The organism is Methylobacterium sp. HJ2, from assembly GCF_056431005.1.
This window is the reverse complement of the sequence record NZ_JBWJYM010000006.1, coordinates 219,281-236,767: the sequence shown is the minus strand read 5'-3', so window position 1 is coordinate 236,767 and position 17,487 is coordinate 219,281. Positions and strand designations below refer to the sequence as shown.

General features: G+C 71.6%; 17 protein-coding genes. 4 read left to right on the top strand and 13 right to left on the bottom strand.

All coding sequences use genetic code 11. From position 1 onward, the window contains the following. The first annotated feature begins 22 nt into the window (after nt 1-22). Together ACS5RC_RS16555 and ACS5RC_RS16550 are read left to right on the top strand one after the other, a co-directional pair. Complete coding sequence (locus tag ACS5RC_RS16555) at nt 23-1,255, top strand: MFS transporter (RefSeq protein ID WP_478344981.1); 1,233 nt, start codon at nt 23-25, stop codon at nt 1,253-1,255. Nucleotides 1,256-1,451: 196 nt separating this feature from the next. After that, a complete protein-coding gene (locus ACS5RC_RS16550) occupies nt 1,452-1,997 on the top strand; it encodes a hypothetical protein (protein WP_478344980.1) in 546 nt (181 codons plus the stop codon). Between the two features lie 204 nt (nt 1,998-2,201). Here ACS5RC_RS16550 and tolB read toward each other — a convergent pair whose 3' ends face one another. From tolB to murI, 9 genes are all read right to left on the bottom strand, one after another. Then, complete coding sequence (tolB, locus tag ACS5RC_RS16545; protein WP_478344979.1) at nt 2,202-3,545, bottom strand: Tol-Pal system beta propeller repeat protein TolB; 1,344 nt, start codon at nt 3,543-3,545, stop codon at nt 2,202-2,204. A 55-nt stretch (nt 3,546-3,600) separates the two neighbouring features. Further along, on the bottom strand, nt 3,601-4,971 hold the full coding sequence (tolA, locus tag ACS5RC_RS16540; protein WP_478344978.1) for a cell envelope integrity protein TolA: 1,371 nt from the start codon (nt 4,969-4,971) through the stop codon (nt 3,601-3,603). A 13-nt stretch (nt 4,972-4,984) separates the two neighbouring features. After that, nucleotides 4,985-5,428: an ExbD/TolR family protein gene (locus ACS5RC_RS16535; RefSeq protein ID WP_478344977.1), complete on the bottom strand. Its 444-nt coding sequence runs from the start codon at nt 5,426-5,428 to the stop codon at nt 4,985-4,987. Nucleotides 5,429-5,444: 16 nt separating this feature from the next. After that, complete coding sequence (gene tolQ / locus ACS5RC_RS16530; protein ID WP_478344976.1) at nt 5,445-6,167, bottom strand: protein TolQ; 723 nt, start codon at nt 6,165-6,167, stop codon at nt 5,445-5,447. A gap of 185 nt (nt 6,168-6,352) precedes the next feature. Beyond that, nucleotides 6,353-6,784 carry a tol-pal system-associated acyl-CoA thioesterase gene (ybgC, locus tag ACS5RC_RS16525; protein ID WP_478344975.1) on the bottom strand — a complete coding sequence of 144 codons (432 nt, stop codon included), beginning with the start codon at nt 6,782-6,784 and terminating at the stop codon, nt 6,353-6,355. A 187-nt stretch (nt 6,785-6,971) separates the two neighbouring features. Then, nucleotides 6,972-7,694: a DUF4142 domain-containing protein gene (locus ACS5RC_RS16520; RefSeq protein WP_478344974.1), complete on the bottom strand. Its 723-nt coding sequence runs from the start codon at nt 7,692-7,694 to the stop codon at nt 6,972-6,974. Nucleotides 7,695-8,000: 306 nt separating this feature from the next. Continuing rightward, nucleotides 8,001-8,948, bottom strand: a complete 948-nt coding sequence (locus ACS5RC_RS16515) for a metallophosphoesterase (RefSeq protein WP_478344973.1) — start codon at nt 8,946-8,948, stop codon at nt 8,001-8,003. Next, nucleotides 8,941-10,002, bottom strand: coding sequence for a Holliday junction branch migration DNA helicase RuvB (gene ruvB / locus ACS5RC_RS16510; protein ID WP_478344972.1), 1,062 nt, complete (start codon nt 10,000-10,002; stop codon nt 8,941-8,943). Before ruvB ends, ACS5RC_RS16515 begins: the two co-directional genes overlap by 8 nt. 68 nt (nt 10,003-10,070) lie before the next feature. Beyond that, entirely contained in the window at nt 10,071-10,949 is an 879-nt protein-coding gene (gene murI, locus ACS5RC_RS16505) for a glutamate racemase (RefSeq protein ID WP_478344971.1), read from the bottom strand. Between the two features lie 280 nt (nt 10,950-11,229). Between murI and egtB the strand changes: the two genes are divergently transcribed. Then, nucleotides 11,230-12,516, top strand: coding sequence for an ergothioneine biosynthesis protein EgtB (gene egtB, locus ACS5RC_RS16500; RefSeq protein WP_478344970.1), 1,287 nt, complete (start codon nt 11,230-11,232; stop codon nt 12,514-12,516). Between the two features lie 28 nt (nt 12,517-12,544). Beyond that, nucleotides 12,545-13,519 (top strand): L-histidine N(alpha)-methyltransferase, encoded by a 975-nt coding sequence (egtD, locus tag ACS5RC_RS16495; RefSeq protein ID WP_478344969.1) that lies wholly within the window; start codon nt 12,545-12,547, stop codon nt 13,517-13,519. Nucleotides 13,520-13,549: 30 nt separating this feature from the next. Here the strand turns inward: egtD and ACS5RC_RS16490 are convergent, their stop codons facing one another. From ACS5RC_RS16490 to ACS5RC_RS16475, 4 genes are all read right to left on the bottom strand, one after another. Then, nucleotides 13,550-13,819 (bottom strand): hypothetical protein, encoded by a 270-nt coding sequence (locus ACS5RC_RS16490; RefSeq protein ID WP_478344968.1) that lies wholly within the window; start codon nt 13,817-13,819, stop codon nt 13,550-13,552. A gap of 85 nt (nt 13,820-13,904) precedes the next feature. Further along, a complete protein-coding gene (gene clpA, locus ACS5RC_RS16485) occupies nt 13,905-16,385 on the bottom strand; it encodes an ATP-dependent Clp protease ATP-binding subunit ClpA (protein ID WP_478344967.1) in 2,481 nt (826 codons plus the stop codon). A 22-nt stretch (nt 16,386-16,407) separates the two neighbouring features. After that, on the bottom strand, nt 16,408-16,815 hold the full coding sequence (gene clpS, locus ACS5RC_RS16480; protein WP_478344966.1) for an ATP-dependent Clp protease adapter ClpS: 408 nt from the start codon (nt 16,813-16,815) through the stop codon (nt 16,408-16,410). A 159-nt stretch (nt 16,816-16,974) separates the two neighbouring features. Further along, nucleotides 16,975-17,316 (bottom strand): phasin family protein, encoded by a 342-nt coding sequence (locus ACS5RC_RS16475; RefSeq protein WP_478344965.1) that lies wholly within the window; start codon nt 17,314-17,316, stop codon nt 16,975-16,977. Nucleotides 17,317-17,487: the final 171 nt, after the last annotated feature.

Sequence of the window (17,487 nt, the reverse complement as noted above, 5' to 3'; positions counted from 1 at the left end):
CGGCCCGTCAGCACCGTCCGCGATGTCAACGCTCGCGACTTCCGGCTGGGTCGTCTTCCGCAACGGCGATTTCCGCCTGTTCGGCACAGCCCGCTTCCTCACCGGCCTCGCCTACCAGATGCAGGCCGTGGCGATCGGCTGGTTCGTCTACGCCCTGACGCACTCGGCCCTCGCCCTCGGCTTCGTCGGGCTCGCGGGCTTCCTGCCCGCGATGCTCGCTGCCCTGGTGACGGGCCACGTCGCCGACACCTACGACCGGCGCCTCGTGGCGGCGATCAGCTTCGGGGTGCAGGCGCTCGCGAGCTTCGGGCTCCTCGCCTACGCGTTCAGCGGGCTGGCGGCGGTCTGGCCGGTCTACGCCCTCGTGGTGCTGGTGGGCACCGCCCGCGCCTTCGCCAACCCGGCGCTCCAGGCCCTGCTGCCGACTCTGGTGCCGCGCGACCTGTTCGGCAGCGCGATCGCCTGGAACGCCTCGCTCTGGCAGAGCTCCTCGGTGCTGGGGCCGGCCGTCGGCGGCCTGCTCTACGCCGCCGGCCCCGCCGTGGTCTTCGGCGCGGCCGGCGCGAGCTTCGCGCTGGCGAGCCTGATGGTCGGCGCGATCCGCTTCCGCCCGGCCCCCGTCTCCGAGCGCCCGCCCGTGACCTGGGCGACGCTCTCGGCCGGGATCGGCTACATCCGCTCGCAGCCCGTGGTGCTCGGCGCGATCAGCCTCGACCTCTTCGCCGTGCTGTTCGGCGGCGCCACCGCCCTGCTGCCGATCTTCGCGGCCGAGGTGCTGCATGTCGGCCCCCTCGGCCTCGGGGCGCTGCGCAGCATGCCGGCCGCGGGCGCGGTCGCCACCGCCATCCTGCTCGCCTACCGGCCCCTGCGCCGGCACGCGGGCGCCCGGATGCTGCGCGCGGTCGCGGTCTTCGGCCTCGCCATCGTGGTGTTCGGCCTCTCGACCTCGCTGCCGCTCTCGATGGCCTGCCTGTTCGTGACGGGCGCTGCCGACATGATCAGCGTCTACGTGCGCCAGACCTTCGTGCAGGGCGAGACTCCCGACGCCATGCGGGGCCGCGTCTCGGCGGTGAACACCGTCTTCATCGGCGCCTCGAACGAACTCGGCGAGTTCGAATCCGGCCTCCTCGCCGCCGCCTTCGGCGCGGTTCCCGCCGTGATCGCGGGCGGCGCGGTCACGGTGCTGATCGCCGTGCTGTGGGGCCGGCTGTTCCCGGCGCTCCGCGCGCGGGACCACCTGCTGAAGCCCGAGTGAGGCCGAATTATCCATTCTCGGCCGCTTTTGCGGTCTTGTATGGATAAACGTTTTGGTATCAGGGCTTTGTGCCCAAGCTCGGCGGCAATCCGACGCCGCCGGGCCGGGGGATGGGCCGTCCTGGTGACAGGGAGTGTCGTCCCTGGAGACAAGGCCGCCGACGCTCGCTAGAGTTCTGCGACGAGGGCAGGGCATCATGGCGGACATCAAGGTCGTTGCCGGCACGTGCGGCAAGGGGCGCGGCACCTACGAGGTCGGCCTATTCACCACGCCGGACGGGCGCGAGCGACCGGTCGAGACGCTTCAGAGTATCGAGGCGCATGGCGACATCGCAGGAGCCCGCAATTGGGGCGGCTCGGTCCTCGACGGCCTGAAGGGCAGCCTCGCACTCGCCTCCCAGATCGACCTGACCGGAACGGCCCTGCTCGCGGCCTCCGCACTCGCGCCGCTGGCCGCGGACGCGCCGCGGACCCAGGTGCTGCTCGAGATCGCCTTCGCCGACGGGGCGGCCATGATCGCGTTGGCCGATCCCAACCTCGCCGCCCTGGTCATGAACGATCGCGAGGTCCTGCGGCGCGGCCGGCTGCGCTTCAGCGAGCAGGCCGTTCACGGCGCCGCGGCTGAGGAGGGGCTCCTATCGAACGCCACCGGCGCCGTGCAGGCCGCGGCCGGTGCAGTGACCGCCTCGGTCGGCGCCGCCCTGGGCTTCATGCGCCGCCGCGTCGGCCTGGAGCAGGGCTGAGCCAGCACGTTTCGGCGACAGGTCACGGGCGGATCCGCACAGACCCTGCGGCGCCTCCGTGACCCGCGGCGACGCCGGTATGCCTTGTCAGGCCGGTTCCTCGCCGATCGGGGATCACGCCTTGCCGTTCAGCGACATGGCGGGAACGCTGATCGGCCGAGCCTCCGGGAGCCCAACTGGTAGGGCCGGGCGCCGGCCCGCCCCTCACCGCCCCGCGAGCAGCGGCGACCAGGTCGGGTCGGAGGCGTAGGAGGGGGTGGGGACCGGCTGCTCGACCCGGCCGGTGATGTCGACCATGTAGAGCTTGCCCCCGCCCTGCCCGCCCGGATCGCGGAAGAACAGCACGTACTGGCCGTTCGGCGCGAAGGTCGGGCCCTCGTTGTGGAAGCCCTCGGTGAGCACGCGCTCGCCCGTGCCGTCGGGCTTCATCACGCAGATGGCGAAGCCGCCCTTGCGCTGGCGCGTGAAGGCGATGAGGTCGCCCCGCGGCGACCAGGCCGGCTGCGAGGCCGAGCCCTCGCCGAAGGAGATGCGGTGCGGGTTCGAGCCGTCCGCGCCCATGACGTAGACCTGCTGCGAGCCGCCGCGATCGGATTCGAACACGATCTGCGAGCCGTCCGGCGAGTAGGTCGGCGAGGTGTCGATCGCCATGCCGCTGGTGATGGGCTTCTGCGCCTTCGAGGCGAGGTCCATCGTCACGATGTCGGCGTTGCCGCCCTGCTGCACGCTCATCACGAGGCGGCGCCCGTCGGGCGAGAAGCGCGGGCTGGCGCTCATCGAATCGGCCGCGCCGAAGGCCTGCCGGCTGCCGGTCTCCAGGTTGATCACCTGGACGCGGGGCTGGTGCCCGCTCTGCTGGGCCATGAAGGCGATGTCCTGGGTCGCGGGCGAGTAGCGCGGGGCCACGATGGCGTTCTCGCCCGTGGTGATGGCGCGCACGTTGGCGCCGTCCTGGTCCATCACCATCAGGCGCTTGCGGCGGTTCTCCTTCGGGCCGGACTCGTCCACGAAGGCGATGCGGCTGTCGAACCACGGCCCGAGGCCGGTGATCTTGGTGTAGACCGAATCCGAGATCAGGTGGCCGGTGCGCCGCGCGTTGGCCGGATCGGTGGCGTATTGCTGGCCGGTCATCTGCTGGCCCGCGGTCACGTCCCAGAGCCGGTACTCGACCTTGAGCCGCCCGCCCGCGTCGCGCGAGACGCGGCCGGTGACGAGGCCCTGCACGCCCGCGGCGCGCCACTTGTCGAAGCCCGGCGCCGCGTCGAACTGGGGCGTTTCCGGGAAGCGCGCCTTGTCGAGCGGCGTGAAATAGCCCGAGCGGCGCAGGTTGTTCGTGACGACGCCGGACACCAGCCCGCCGAGGCTCGGGTCGCCGGAGAAGTCCGCGACCGCGATCGGCATCGGCTGGAAGGCGCCGCCGCCGATGCGCAGCTGCAGCTGCGCCTGCGCCGGCGCGCCGAGCAGCACCAGGGCGAGGCAGGCCAGGAGCGCGGCCAGCGGCGCGGGGAAGGGCGCCGTGCGGCGCCGCGGGAACGGGCTGTGGGGCATGGGCGTGATCCGTCCGGGTCGTGGGAGCGGGGTGCGCGGGGTCGAGTCGCTCGGGTCAGGTCGCCGAGAACTCGAACTCCGCGTTGATGGCTTTCCAGTCGTCGTAATAGGGCGCGTACTGGGCCGGGATCCGGTAGGGCGCGCAGCGCCGGACCGCCCGGAGCGCGGCCTGGGCGATCGACTGATCGACCGCGCTGGCGCCGCCGCGCATGATCCGCGGCTCGGTGCCGAGCGAGCCGTCGGGCTTGAGCCGGATGTCGAGCATCGGCAGTACCACGCCCTGCGCGGCGCCGGGCGGCGCCGAGTAGCAGCGCTGGATCTGGTCCGTCAGCATGCCCACCAGGGCGTCCCGCATCGAGGGCGACAGGCGCTGGCCCGTCGCGGTCGCCGCGCCCAGCGAGGCCACGCGCTGCACCTCGCGGCCGGTCGATCCGGTGGTCTGCGACGGCGATCTCGCGTTGAGCAGGGACTTGATGTCGCCCGCGTTGAACTTGTCGGCCAGCGCGGCCTGACGGCGCGCCTTGGCCTCGGCATCCGCCTTCGCCTTCGCGTCGGCCACCGCCTTGGCGTCCGCCTTGGCCTTCGCGTCGGCCTTGGCCTTGGCCTCCGCCTTGGCGGTCTCGGCCCGGGCCTTGGCGGCCTCCGCCTTCTCGCGCTCGGCCTCGGCCTTCGCCTCGGCGAGTTCCTTGCGGCGCTCCGCTTCCTTGCGCTCGGCTTCCGCCTCGGCCTTGGCTTCGGCCTCCGCCTTGGCCTTCGCGGCGGCCTCCGCCTTGGCCTTGGCGGCTTTGGCGGCGGCCTCGGCCTTCGCCTTGGCGGCCTCCGCCCTGGCCTCGGCCTCCTCGCGCTCGACCAGCTTGGCGAGTTCCTCGCGCTTCTCCGCCTCGGCCTTGGCGGCCTCCGCCTTGGCCTCCGCCTTGGCCTTCGCCTCGGCCTTGGCGGCGGCTGCCGCCTTCTCCGCGGCCTTCGCAGCCTTGGCGGCCTCCGCCTTCTCGGCGGCGGCCTTCTCCGCGGCAGCCTTTTCGGCGGCCTTTTCGGCGGCTTTCGCCTCGGCCTCGGCCTTCGCCTCGGCGGGATCCGGCTCGGCCATGCGCAGCGGCATCGCCTCGGCATCCGCGACCTTCACGTCGGCGGTGCGGGTCGGCGCGCTCGGGGCGTCCACCTTGGCGTTCTCGGGCTCGCGCTCCTCGACCGTCTCGGCCTTGCGCTCGGCCCGGGTGCCCGCGTTCGGCACCGGCTTCTCGGCGTTGCGCTCGCCCTTGGTCATCTCGGAGAACTGGTTCTCGGTGATGACCTCGACCGGCACGCCCTCCTGGGCCTCCGGCAGCACGGGCGCCGAGATGCCGATGATCGCGGCGGCGAGCAGCATGATATGCGTGCCGGCCGAGATCCAGACCCCCGGTTCCTTGCGGTCGATGGAGAATGCCACGGAGCGCGACCCGCTATCTCTGCTCGGGCTCGGTGACGAGGGCGACCTTGCGGAAGCCGCCGCCGGTGACGATGGCCATCACTTGCGCGACCCGGCCGTAATCGACCCGCTTGTCGCCGCGCACGAAGACCCGCTCCTCGAAGCCGGATTTGGCCGTCTCGGTGAGCTTGGGGATGATGGTGTCGTCGGTGAGTTCGTCCTCGCCGAGGAAGACCTGGCCCGTCTGCCGGATCGACAGGGTGACGGGCTTGGTGTCGGAGTTGAGCGGGGAGGCCTTCGACTGCGGCAGGTCGAGGGGCACGCCCACCGTCATCATCGGCGCCGCCACCATGAAGATGATGAGCAGCACCAGCACGACGTCGATGAACGGCGTCATGTTGATCTCGTTGATGGCGCCGCCGCTGCGCCGACCCCGCCGCCGGCGCTTGCCGCCCTTCGCACCCGCCGCCATGGCCATCTGGAATTCTCCTGGATCAGGCGGCGAGCGACAGGCGCTCGTCGATCTGGCGGGACAGGATGGCCGAGAACTCGTCGGCGAAGCCCTCGAGCCGCGACTGGGACTTCGACACCGAGGCCTGGAGCTTGTTGTAGGCGAGGACGGCGGGGATCGCCGCGAACAGGCCGATCGCGGTGGCGAACAAGGCCTCGGCGATGCCGGGCGCGACCACCGCGAGGGAGGTGTTCTTCGAGGCGGCGATCGAGGTGAAGGCCGTCATGATGCCCCAGACCGTGCCGAACAGGCCGATATAGGGGCCGGCCGAGCCGATGGAGGCGAGGAACAGCAGGCGCGATTCCAGGCGCTCGACCTCGCGCTGGATCGTGACGTCGAGGGTCTTGTCGATGCGCTGGCTGAGCGACTGGATCTGGCGGCCGGAGCCCTCGAAGGAGCGCTTCCACTCCCGCATCGCGGCGACGAACACGGCGGCGAGCCCGGTGGCCGGCCGGTCGTTGAACGAGCGGAACAGCTCCTCCAGGGAGCGGCCCGACCAGAACGCGTCCTCGAAGGCGTCCATCTCCTCCTTGGTGCGGCGGAACAGCAGCGTCTTGTCGACGATGATCGCCCAGCACCAGACCGAGGCGCTGAGCAGCCCGACCATCACGATCTTCACGACGAAATGCGCCTGCAGGAACAGGCCGAGCAGGCTCATGTCGGCGACGGGCGCCTGGACCGCCTGCATGGCATCGGCTGGATTCATGGACTCAGATCCTCGAAGTCCCGCAAGCCCGCGGCGGGGCGAGGCGCACGCTCGCGCGGGTCGAATCGTCGAACGATTTCAACGGTCAATCGCCGTTGAATCTGTCGAAAGTAAGGGCCGCTCTTCGCGCCTGCACCATTCGCCGCGACGCACCCAGTTAAGGGCCCGGCAGGGTTAAGGCGGGGTTAAGGGTTCGGGACCGCCCGCGGGGCCAGGGCGCGGCGCAGGGAATCCGGCAGGCGGATGGCGCGTCCGCCGCGCACGCAGGCGACCACGACCTCGGCCCGCACCAGCACCTCCTCCCCGCGCATCACCGCCTGGGTCAGGTGCATCGAGGCGCCGCGCAAGTCGCGCGTCCCGGTGACGATCGTCAGCGCGTCGTCCATCCGGGCGGGCTTGAGATAGTCGATCTCCATGCGCCGCACCACGAAGACGAGGCCGTCGGCGTCGCGATGCAGGTCCGACTGGTCACCCGCGAGGCCGCGCAGCAGCTCGGTGCGTCCCCGCTCCATGAAGCGCAGGTAGCTCGCGTGATAGACGAAGCCCGAGAAGTCGGTGTCCTCGTAATAGACCCGCACGGGCAGCGCGTGCGCGGTCTCGAAGCTGGTGTCGGTCATCGCAATCCGGGTCTTGGTCCGCCCACGCGTCCCGGGGCTACAGAGGGCGCTCCCGGCCCGCAAGGGCATCCCCGGGGCGGACGCCCCCGCGAGGGCGCCCGCGATGCGTCCCGAACGCGGATCGGGCCGCCCCGGCATCCCGGGGCGGCCCTCACCGTCTCATCCGTTCCTGTCGTCCGTCGGACGATCAGCCGCCGATGCGGTTGGCCAGGACCGCCGAGTGGGCGTGCTCGTCGGCGATGAAGGGCAGCGCCTCGTTGGCGAACTGGCGACCGGCGGCGCTGTCGCCGCTGCGGGCGTAGGCGTCGTAGAGGGCGAGCGTGCGGGCGTCGGAGCGGGCCTGCTCGCGCACGAAGGTGCGGTCGAAGTCGCGGGCGGTCGGGGCGGACTTCAGGCGCTCCAGGCGGGCCTGACCGTTCGGGCCGAGGGCGACGCGGCGGCCGGGCTCGGTCGGGCTGTTGTCGACGATGCCGACGCCGCCGAGCACGCCGCCGACGATGCCGGTGCCGATGTTGGCCGCGATCGTCACCGGAGCGAGCACGAGGCCGACCGGGTTGTCGAGGCGGGTCTCGATGCCCTGGCGATCCGACACCACGGTGCCGCCGCGGGTGAGCGAGGTGCCCTCGGGCAGCAGCGCCTTGGTGGTGGCCTCACGCTCGACCAGCACGCGGTTGGCGTAGTTGCGCACGCGCGGGTTGCGGGAGCGCTCCAGGGCGATGCGGCTCGCCTCGATGCTGGCGGCGTCCGAACGCAGGGCCTCGGCGCGGAAAGCCGGGGTCTCGGTCGCAGCGGCCCCGATCGGAGCGTCGGCCTGCGGCGCGATACGCAGCGGCAGGATGTCCTGGGCGAGAGCCGGGGTGACGAGGACAGCGACGGACAGGCCGAGGGCGGCCAGAACAGTCGTCTTCATGAGGTATTTTCCTTGGAAACGCGTGACGTGAACGATGCGGTGCCGGAGCTCCCCGGGGGAGCTGGCTCGGGCCGTCAACTTGTGCAGTGCGGGGGTGTTCCGCTCGCGCACGCGTCCGTGATCGGAAAACGGAACGGCGTCAGGCCTTTTCGCGCCACGGCCCAGCGGCATTGAAAACCATAATCTCTTCAAAGTCTTGCCGGAGATCGATCATCATCCATGGCAAGTGCGGTCCGAGGCGGAACACCCTCCGGGCGCCCGCTCCACCCGAGTTGTGGACGACCGAGACATGCGCTGTACGCAGATCTAGGCGGGTCCTGGGTCGGCCGCCGAGATCTCCACCACGACAATCTCGGGTGGTGCTCCGAGGCGGATCGGCGCGATGCTCATGCCGAGGCCGCCCGACACCACGAGGTCGGTCTGTTCGCGCACATGGCCGTAGGCGAAGCGCTCGCCGTAGCGCGACGGCACGACGAGCGGGTGGCCGAACAGCCGGACCTGCCCGCCATGCGTGTGTCCGGACAGGGTCAGGGCGATGCGGGCGGGCACCTGCGGAAAGATGTCGGGCTCGTGGGCGAGGAGGATGGCGGGGGCCTCGGCCGGGATCTTCGCCAGGGTCGCGCCGAGGTCGTCGACGCCGCGTCGGCGGTCGCCGCGCTCGGAGCGGCCCGGCAGCAGCGCGATCTGGTCGCCGAGGCCTGCGAGCCAGATCGCCGATCCGCCGACGGCGAGCGGCAGGGCGTCGTTCTCCAGAACCCGGATTCCAGCCCCCTCCAGGGCGGTGCCGGCGACGGTGGGTCCGTGCCCGCGCCGCTGCGCCGCTTTGTCCTCCCACCAATCGTGGTTGCCGAGGATCGCGTAGGTCCCGAGCGGCGCCCTGAGCCCGCCGAGGACGGGCGCCCAGGCCGCGGCCTCGACCGCCCCGGTGACGAGGCGCATGCCCGCGACGTAGTCGCCGAGCAGCACGATCAGGTCGCCGCCGAGCCCGTTGGCCACTGCGACGATCTCGGCGATCCGGGCGAGCGGCATCCAGGGCTCGCAGGCATGGAGGTCGGCGAGCGCCACGATGCGCAGCCGCGCGCCCGCCGGCCAGGGCGCCGCGGTGCGGATCGCGTAGCGGGTGACGACGAGGCGCTGCGGCTCGACGCCGACCGCGTAAGCCCCCGTCCCGGTCGCCGCGAGCCCGGCCGCCCCGAGCCCGAGCACGACCATACGGCGCGTGACCCGGACGAGGCCGGGCGGCCGCTCACGCATCGTCGGCATCGGGCGGGAACAGGGCCGCCTGCGCGCCCGGATCCCTGCGCGGCACGGCGATTCCGAGGTGCCGGAAGGCGTGGGCGGTGAGGACGCGCCCGCGCGGGGTGCGCTGGAGGAAGCCCTGCTGGATCAGATAGGGCTCGATGATGTCCTCGATGGCGTCGCGCGGCTCGGACAGGGCGGCGGCCAGCGTCTCGACGCCCACCGGCCCGCCCCCGAAGCTCGTGGCGATCAGCCCGAGATACTTGCGGTCCATCTGGTCGAGCCCGACCGGGTCCACGTCGAGCAGGCCCAGCGCCCGGTCGGCCAGCGCCCGCGTCACCACCGGCGCCTCGGCCACCACCGCGAAGTCGCGCACCCGCCGCAGCAGCCGGCCGGCGATGCGCGGCGTGCCGCGCGCGCGCCGGGCGATCTCGTCGGCGCCCTCCGCCGACATGCCCAGCCCCAGCACCCGCGCCCCGCGCTCGACGATGAGCCGCAGCTCGTCGATGTCGTAGAAGGCCAGCCGGATCGGGATGCCGAAGCGGTCGCGCAGCGGCGTGGTGAGCAGGCCCGCGCGGGTGGTGGCACCCACCAGGGTGAAGCGGGGCAGCTCGATCTTGACCGAGCGGGCGGCCGGGCCCTCGCCGATGATGAGGTCGAGCTGGTAATCCTCCATGGCCGGGTAGAGGATCTCCTCCACCGCCGGGTTGAGGCGGTGGATCTCGTCGATGAAGAGCACGTCGCGCTCTTCGAGGTTGGTGAGCTGGGCGGCCAGATCGCCGGCCTTGGCGATGACCGGCCCGGAGGTGGAGCGGAAGTTCACGCCGAGCTCGCGCGCCACGATCTGGGCCAGCGTGGTCTTGCCCAGCCCCGGCGGCCCGACGAACAGCACGTGGTCGAGCGCCTGACCGGTCTTGCGCGCCGCCCCGATGAAAATCTGCAGGTTGGCCCGCGCCGCCTTCTGCCCCACGAACTCCGACAGGCTCAGCGGCCGGATGCTCTGATCCGCGTCGTCCGGGCGCCGCTCGGGCGCCAGGACCGGGTTGGCCGGGGCTTTGGGTGTCTTCATGGTCCCCCGCGCTTGCGGCAGGTCCAGCCCGAGCGCAAGGCCCGAATGCAAGCCGGGGCCGGCCGACCCTATTGCAGGACCAGCGGGATCGCCTCGACGCTGAAATCCGAGACGCCGCGGGCGGCGAGCGAGGCGCGCAGGGCCGCCCCGGCGGGGGCGCCGCCGGTGAAGGCCGCCAGAACCGGCGCCGGATGGCCGTCCCGCCCGCGCGGGGCCGGCCCGATCAGCTGGGTGACGCGGCGGGCGATGGCGGGCGCCGGGTCGATCCACGCCACGGACCAGGGCGCGAGGCGCTCGAAGCGGGGCAGCAGCAGCGGGTAATGCGTGCAGGCGAGGCAGACCACGTCGGTGCGCCGGCCGTCGTCGCTCGTGACGAAGCAGGGCGCGATCTCGGCGGCGAGGCTCGCATCCGGCACCGGGTCGCCGGCGAGCTCGGCCTCGGCGAAGCCCGCGAGGTTCGGCGAGCCGACGAGGGCCACGCGGCAGGTCTCGGCGTAGGTCGCGATGAGGTCGCGGGTATAGGAGCGGGCCACGGTGCCGGGCGTGGCGAGCAGCGCGATCTGGCGCGAGCGGCTCGCCTCGGCGGCGGGCTTGATCGGCGGCACCACGCCGACGAAGGGGGTGGGGAAGCGCTGGCGCAGGGCCGGCAGCACCAGGGTCGAGGCGGTGTTGCAGGCGATCACCACGAGATCCGGGCGGTGCGCGGCGATGAGCTGGCCCATCACCGCGAGCACGCGGGCGACCAGCGTCGCCTCACCGAGCCGCCCGTACGGGAAGGCGGCGTCGTCGGCGGCGTAGACGTAGCGGGCGTCGGGCCGCGCGCGCCGCACCTGCTCCAGCACGGTCAGGCCGCCGAGCCCGGAATCGAAGACGAGGATCGTGGGCTCGGTCGGCGCCCGCAGCGCGCTGACGGACAGGCTCGCACCGGCCATGAGATCGATCCGCATTGGTCCGCCAGGCCCTCTCGCGCGTGAACCGGTCGCTCGGACCGGTACTCTCGGACGGCAGGGTTAAGGCCATCTCACTGAGGCCGGAAAAAGGCTCCGGATCGTCCGCGCGGTGCCGGATCGCACGCCGGCGGCCCGCGCCGCCCGTCGGCGGCGGCGGGACGGCGCGACAGAATTGCCGCGCTGCCGTTGTCCGCCCGGCCGCAGGCCATATCTCCCCGCGACCGCTATCCGCGCAGCAGGATCGTTGTCCGGACGGCCGTGAAGAGAGGAGGATCGTATGGCAGCGACAGCCGCGACCCGCGAATCCGCGCCGAGAGACATCTCGAGAGACGCCGCTCGCCCGGCCTTCCCGCCGCCGCCCGTCGGCGCCCGTCCGGTCGACCGGGCGGCCTGGATCGCCGCCTACCGCCACGTCCGTGCCGAGACCGAGCGCCGCGCCGCGCCGCTCTCGCCCGAGGACCAACAGATCCAGTCGATGGCGGACGCGAGCCCGACGAAATGGCACCGGGCGCACACGACGTGGTTCTTCGAGCAGTTCCTGCTGCGCGAGCACCTACCCGGCTACGCCATCCACGACGAGCGCTGGCACTACCTCTTCAATTCCTACTACGTCGCCGCCGGCCCGCGGCAGCCGCGCATCGCCCGCGGCCTGATCACCCGGCCGGATGCCGAGGCGGTCGCCGCCTACCGCCGCCACGTCGACGCGGCCGTCGAGGCCCTGCTCGGCCAGGCCGCCCCGGCCGCGCTCGAGGCCGTTCTGCCGATCCTGGAGATCGGGCTCTACCACGAGCAGCAGCACCAGGAGCTCCTGCTCACCGACATCCTGCACGCCTTCGCGCAGAACCCGCTCGGCGCGGTCTACGACGCGGCGTGGCGCTTTCCCCGGCCGACGGCCCGCGGCGGCAGCGTGGACCTGCCCCGCGGCATCGTCGAGATCGGGCATGCGGGCGAGGGCTTCTCCTTCGACAACGAGCATCCCCGCCACGAGAGCCTGATCCTGCCCTGCACGGTCGAGCGGGCGCTCGTCACCAACGGGCAATGGCTCGCCTTCATGCGCGACGGCGGCTACGCCCGCGCCGATCTCTGGCTCTCGGACGGCTTCATCGCCGCGCAGACCGAGGGCTGGGAGGCGCCGGGCTACTGGCGGCGGGAGGAGGACGGCGGCTGGAGCACGATGACGCTCGGCGGGCGCCGCTCGATCGAGCCGGACCTGCCCGTCACCCATATCAGCTACTACGAGGCTGACGCCTATGCCCGCTGGGCCGGGCGCGACCTGCCGACCGAGGCCGAGTGGGAGGTCGCCGCCCGCGATCACGGCCTCGACGACGCCTTCGGCCTCGTCTGGCAATGGACCCGCAGCGCCTACGCCGCCTATCCGGGCTACCGGCCGCTGCCGGGGGCGCTCGGCGAGTACAACGGCAAGTTCATGGCGAGCCAGTACGTGCTGCGCGGCTCCTCCGTGGCGACGCCGGACGGCCACGCCCGCCTGCCCTACCGCAACTTCTTCTATCCCCATCAGCGCTGGCAGTTCACCGGCCTGCGCCTGGCCAAGAGTAACGCGTGAGCCGCACCCCGTTCGGAGTACCCTGCCCGTGACCGTCAAGCCCGTCTTCGCGAACGCGACGCCCGTCGCCCAGGCCCCGGAACCCGCCGCCTTCCTGGACGACGTCGTCGCGGGGTTCTCGCGGGGGCGCAAGTCGCTGCCGGCGAAGTACTTCTACGACGCCGCCGGCTCCGACCTGTTCGAGGCGATCACCGTCCTGCCGGAATACTACCCGACCCGGACCGAGCTCGGCATCCTCGACGCCAGCGGCGCCGAGATCGCCGCCGCCCTGCCCCGGGGCGCCGCGCTGGTGGAGTTCGGCAGCGGCTCGACCGTGAAGGTACGCCGCCTGCTGCGCCACCTGCCCGACCTCGCCGCCTACGTGCCCGTCGACGTCTCGGGCGAGTTCCTGGCCGACCAGGCCGAGGGCCTGCGCGCCGATTTCCCGGCGCTCCGGGTCGCCGCGGTGGCGGCCGACTTCACCCGGCCGTTCTCGCTTCCGACCGAACTCGGCGCCGCGGCGCGCGCCGGGTTCTTCCCCGGCTCGACCATCGGCAATTTCGAGCCGCCCGAGGCCGCGCGCCTGCTCCGGCAGTTCGGCGCGATCCTGGGCGAGGACGCGGTGCTGGTCGTCGGCGTCGATCTCGTGAAGGATGCGGGCGTGCTGGAGGCGGCCTACGACGACGCCGCCGGCGTCACCGCCGCCTTCAACCGCAACGTGCTGACCCGCATCAACCGCGAACTCGGCGCCGATATCGACGTCGCGGCCTTCGCCCATCGCGCCCTGTTCAACCGCACGGCCTCGCGGATCGAGATGCACCTCGTCAGCCTGCGCGCGCAGACCGTCTCCGTCGACGGACGCCATTTCGACTTCGCGGCGGGCGAGTCGATCCACACCGAGAACAGCTACAAGTACACGGTGCCGGGCTTCCAGGCGCTGGCCGCCGAGGCCGGCTGGTCGGCGCTCTCCGTCTGGACCGATCCGGGCGCCCTGTTCTCGGTCCACGCGCTGCGGCGCGGGTGAGGGGCGTTCCCCTCACTTCCGGCGCCCGCCTCACGTGCCGCTGCGCTTCTCCATCATCGCCTTGACCTGCATCAGCTGGTCCCAGACCTGACCGGGCGACGTGCCGAGGAATTCGAGGCCCGCCGTTACGCTCCAGTAGATCCCGACGCAGATCAGGGGCACCAACACCCAGGCCAGCAACTCCTCGCCCCGCCGACGGCGCAGGCGTCTGCGGCGGCGCTGCTCGCGCGCCGTGAGCTTCTGCGGCGGCGGAGCGTAGGCGGTCGGCGCGAGGGGGCCCTCCTGCAGGTCGTCGGTCATGGAGCCCCCTTCCCTCGCGGCGGCGCCGTGGCGCCGCCGCGCTCATACCCTCGCAACGATCCGGGCGGAACCCCGTGCCGGCCGGTCAGGCGCGGACCAGCGGAACCTTCGGCACGGTGCGCACGCCGCGCCCGCCCGAGCCGCCGCCGCCCTTGTCGTCCTTCGGGGGCTTCTTCCGGCTGGCGGTGCGCGGCTTCGCGCGCTTCTTGCGCGCCGCGTTGGTGACGTCCTTCTCGGGCTTCGGAGTCACCGGGCCCGCCGGGAACTCGAAGCCGAGGCTGTCCTTCACGCCGGCCTTGGCCTCCGCATCCTCCGGCTTCCTGACCACGACCTTCACGGCGCCGCCTTCCTTGAGGCGCCCGAACAGCACCTCGTCGGCGAGCGGGGTCTTGATGGTCGACTGGATCAGCCGTGCCATCGGGCGGGCGCCCATAGCATCGTCGTAGCCGTGCTCGACCAGCCAGTCGCGAGCCTCGTCCGAGAGCTCGATCGTGACGTTGCGGTCGGCGAGCTGCGCCTCGAGCTGGAGCACGAACTTGTCGACGACCTTGGCGACGACCTCCTTCGGCAGGTGGCCGAACGAGATGATCGCGTCGAGGCGGTTGCGGAATTCCGGCGCGAACAGCCGGTTGATCGCCTCCACGTCGTCGCCCGAGCGCTTGGCCTGGGTGAAGCCGTAGGCGGACTTGGCGAGATCCGAGGCGCCCGCATTCGTCGTCATGATGATGATGACGTTGCGGAAATCGACCTGCTTGCCGTTGTGGTCGGTTAGCTTGCCGTGGTCCATCACCTGCAGGAGGATGTTGAACAGATCCGGATGCGCCTTCTCGATCTCGTCGAGGAGGAGCACGCAGTGCGGGTGCTGGTCGATGCCGTCGGTGAGCAGGCCGCCCTGGTCGAAGCCGACATAGCCCGGAGGCGCACCGATGAGGCGCGAGACCGTGTGCCGCTCCATGTATTCCGACATGTCGAAGCGCAGCATCTCGACGCCGAGGGAGGCGGCGAGCTGCTTGGCCGCCTCGGTCTTGCCGACGCCGGTCGGGCCCGCGAACAGGTAGGAGCCGATCGGCTTGTCGGGGTCGCGCAGGCCCGCGCGGGCGAGCTTGATCGCCGAGGTCAGCGCCTCGATGGCGTTGGGCTGGCCGTAGACCACGCGCTTGAGGTTCTCGGTCAGGTGCTGGAGCACCACCGCGTCGTCCTTCGACACGGTCTTGGGCGGGATGCGGGCCATCGTGGCGATGGTGGCCTCGATCTCTTTGATCCCGATGACGCGCTTGCGCCGCGCCTCGGGCACAAGCATCTGCGAGGCGCCCGTCTCGTCGATCACGTCGATCGCCTTGTCGGGCAGCTTGCGGTCGTTGATGTAGCGCGCCGACAGCTCGACCGCAGCCTTCACGGCCTCGGTGGTGAACTTGAGTTTGTGGAACTCCTCGAAATACGGGCGCAGGCCCTTCACGATCTCGATGGTATCGGGGATCGAGGGCTCGTTGACATCGATCTTCTGGAATCGCCGCACCAGGGCGCGGTCCTTCTCGAAGTACTGGCGGTACTCCTTGTAGGTGGTCGAGCCGATGCAGCGGAGCGAGCCGGAGGCCAGGGCCGGCTTGAGGAGGTTCGAGGCGTCCATCGCACCGCCCGAGGTCGCGCCGGCGCCGATCACCGTGTGGATCTCGTCGATGAACATGATGGCGTTGGGATGCGCCTCGATCTCCTTCATCACCTGCTTGAGGCGCTCCTCGAAGTCGCCGCGGTAGCGCGTGCCGGCGAGCAGCGTGCCCATGTCGAGGGAAAACACGGTCGCCTCGGCCAGAACCTCCGGCACCTCATGCTGGATGATCTTGCGGGCGAGCCCTTCGGCGATCGCGGTCTTGCCGACGCCGGGGTCACCGACGAGCAGTGGATTGTTCTTCTGCCGGCGGCACAGCACCTGGATCGTGCGCTGCACCTCGGCCTCGCGGCCGATCAGCGGGTCGATCTTGCCGTCGCGGGCCTTCTTGTTGAGGTTGACGCAATAGGCGTCGAGGGCGTCGCCCTTCTTCTTGGTGCGGCCGTCGCCGTCGTCGCTCGGACGCTCGGAGGCGCCCTCCTCCTCGGCCCCGCGCACGGGCTTGGCCTCCGAGGCGCCGGGGCGCTTGGCGATGCCGTGGCTGATGTAGTTGACCGCGTCGTAGCGGGTCATGTCCTGCTCCTGCAGGAAGTAGGCGGCGTGGCTCTCGCGCTCGGCGAAGATCGCCACCAGCACGTTGGCCCCCGTCACCTCCTCGCGGCCGGACGATTGCACGTGGATCACCGCGCGCTGGATCACGCGCTGGAAGCCCGCCGTGGGCTTGGCGTCCTGGCGCCCGTCGCCCTTCAGGTTGGCGAGTTCGGTGTCGACGTACTCGACGAGGCTGCGCTTGAGCGTGTCGATCTCGACGTTGCAGGCCCGCATGACGGCCGCCGCGTCCTGGTCGTCGACCAGCGCGAGCAGCAGGTGCTCCAGCGTCGCATATTCGTGGCGGCGCTCTCCGGCCAGCGCCAGGGCGCGGTGGAGGGCTTGTTCTAGGCTGCGTGAGAAGCTGGGCAAAGCTGGCCTCTGAGTGGGGTGCCTATTTCTTTTCCATAACGCACTGGAGAGGATGTTGGTGTTTGCGCGCAAAGTCCATGACCTGCGTCACCTTGGTCTCGGCGACCTCGTAGGTGAACACCCCGCACTCCCCGACGCCGTTCTGATGCACGTGCATCATGATCTGGTAGGCGTCGTCGTGCGTCTTATTGAAGAATCGCTCGACCACCAGCACCACGAACTCCATCGGCGTGTAGTCGTCGTTGAGGAGCAGGACGCGGTAGAGGCTCGGCCGCTTGGTGCGCGTCCGGGTGCGGGTGATGATCGCCGTGTTCGAGCGGTCGTCTCCCCCGGATCCGCCCGGGCCGGCGGCCGTCGCCGAGAAGCGTGTCGAGGCAGCCGGAACGCCGGCGGGCGCGCGAGCGGTGCCCCGCATCGGGACCTGAATCATCTCTGTCGAACCGAACCCTGTGCGGTTGCGGATATCCGCCCTGTCGAGGTGCGCGGGGCCACGGATGTCCTCGCGCCTCCACAATCTACAGATCGATAGGCGACTTCGCCAGTCGCCTGCGCGAAACTGTCCGGGGGCGGGGCCCGGGATCGGGCGGGATCAGGGCGCCTTGACGCGCCCGCCCGCGGGGGCGAGGCCCATGAGGTCGCGCAGCATCTGCCCGTAGAGATCGCCGAGGGCCGGCGCCTGGCTCGCCCAGCGCGTCCCGGCCCCGCGCAGGTAGTCCGCCTGGATCGCCAGCGCCGCTCCGGGGCTCCGGGCCGTCGCGAGCCCGCGAGCGGCCTCGAGGGCGGCCTCTCGGCCCTGGCGCAGCACGTCGTACCACTCGATGCCGATCGCCTGGGCGGTCCGCGTCGCCGCGGAAGCGCGGCTCAGGGGATTTCCGATCGGGCCCGAGGCCGGGGTCGGGAACAGGGACGCGAAGGGGGAAATCGTCTGCACCGCGGATGCCTCCTGGCCGGGCGCCCGGCGGCGCGGGAGCGCCGCCCGGAGCGGGGCCAGTGTTGTGCGGCGCATCATCCGGGTCAAGGCACGGCGGGGCCGGTGCCGCGAAAGCGCCGCGTTCCATTAACCGCGGCGTAACCGCGGCTGCCTAATCTTTCGGAGATGCAG